The 1808-nt window shown below is 30.6% G+C and carries 2 protein-coding genes; one reads left to right on the forward strand and one right to left on the reverse strand.

Annotated features, from left to right (window positions below; all coding sequences use genetic code 11):
• Positions 1–46 precede the first annotated feature (46 nt).
• A complete protein-coding gene (locus ABY298_RS16215) occupies positions 47–1501 on the forward strand; it encodes an aminopeptidase P N-terminal domain-containing protein (protein ID WP_372747079.1) in 1455 nt (484 codons plus the stop codon).
• Here ABY298_RS16215 and ABY298_RS16220 read toward each other — a convergent pair.
• On the reverse strand, positions 1498–1808 hold a 311-nt coding region (locus ABY298_RS16220; protein WP_372747080.1), incomplete at its 5' end, for a PLP-dependent transferase. The genes ABY298_RS16215 and ABY298_RS16220 overlap by 4 nt on opposite strands.

The raw sequence follows: 1808 nt of genomic DNA on the forward strand, positions 1-1808 counted from the left end.
TGTATTTTTGGTTATATTTGAATTTCAATTAAAAAATCACCTTTAAATGAGATTTAATTTATTTTTAGCATTGTTGTTATCTGTTACGCTAAATGCACAAAACCCATTTTTACCGCAAGATTACTTACCAAAAGAATTTCACAAAAATAGAAGAGAGGAATTAAGAAAAGTACTTCCTAAAAATAGTGTTGCCGTATTTTTTGCAAATGCAGTTAGAAACAGAGCTAATGATGTAGAATATGTTTATCATCAAGATCCAAACTTTTATTATTTAACAGGTTATAAAGAACCTCATGCATTGTTAATAATTTTTAAAGAAGACCAAACCATTGAAGGAGAAACATTTAATGAAGTATTATTTGTGCAAGAGCGAAATGAATATGCTGAAATGTGGACTGGTAAAAGATTAGGAGTGCAAGGTGCGCAAGATGATTTAGGATTTAGAATTGTTTTTAATGGAGCTGATTTTTCTAGTTTTGAAATAGACTTTTCTAAATTTGATAAAATTTTATTTGAACAGTTTAAAAATGATGTGAGAGATACTAATGAAACAGCCGATTTATTCGATTTAATTAAAACCTTTAAAGAAAAAGTTTCATTTGATTATATTTCTATTGAAAATAAAGACAACGATAAAATTTACAACCAAACTAAAAAGCGAATTGATACAGAATCATTAAAAGGATTTATGGCAACATTACGCGAAGTTAAAACAAAAGAAGAGTTGGTATTGTTAAAAAAAGCGATAGAAATTTCGGCAATTGGGCAATTAGAAATGATGAAAGCAATGCATCCAAATATGTCGGAAACGGAAGCGCAAGGTGTGCACGAATTTGTATATAAAAAATATGGTGCTGAATACGAAGGTTATCCATCAATTGTTGGCGCAGGAAATAATGGTTGTATTTTACATTACGTTGAAAATAGCAAGACTAAAATAGGAGATTCTAATTTAATTTTAATGGATTTAGGTGCTGAATATCACGGTTATACTGCCGATGTTACCAGAACCATCCCATCAAATGGAAAGTTTACAACGGAACAAAAATTAATTTACGATTTAGTATTTAAAGCGCAAGAAGCTGGAATTGCAGCGTATACTATTGGAACGGATATGAGAAAACCCAATAAAATAGCTATTGAAATTATTAATAAAGGCTTGTCAGATTTAGGTATTATTAGTTCAGAAAAAGCGTATCATTCCTATTTTCCGCACGGAACCTCGCATCATATTGGTTTAGACGTACACGATCCAGGGAACTACAATAAATTTGAAGAAAATATGGTAGTTACAATGGAACCTGGCATTTATATTCCTGAAGGAAGTCCTTGTGATGAAAAATGGTGGGGAATTGGTATTAGAATTGAAGATGATATTTTAATTACTAAAAACGGACCAGTAAATTTATCTATATTAGCGCCAAGAACTTCAGAAGAAATTGAGGCTGCAATGCAATTACCAAGTGTTTTAGATAGTTTTATTTTACCAAAATTAGATTAGCTTAAAGCTTGTTTCCAATCTTCAATTAAATCATCAATATGTTCAATTCCAACAGAAATTCTTAACAAATTATCTGGCGTTGGACTGTTTTCTCCTTCTACAGATTTTCTATGTTCAACCAAACTTTCTACACCACCCAAACTAGTGGCAGTTGTAAAATAATGGAGTTTTGTAGAAACTAATATAGTTTCTTCTTTTGTAGCATTTAACAAAACCGATAACATAGCTCCAAATCCATTTTTTTGCTGTTTTTTAGCTAATTGGTGTTGCGGAAAACTTTCCAATCCTGGATATAATACTTTTTCAA

The organism is Lutibacter sp. (assembly GCF_041596795.1).
Lineage (GTDB): Bacteria > Bacteroidota > Bacteroidia > Flavobacteriales > Flavobacteriaceae > Lutibacter.

Excerpts from the sequence above, each read along its gene's own strand:
- ABY298_RS16215 (WP_372747079.1), top strand. The coding sequence starts at position 47 with ATGAGATTTAATTTATTTTTAGCATTGTTGTTATCTGTTACGCTAAAT.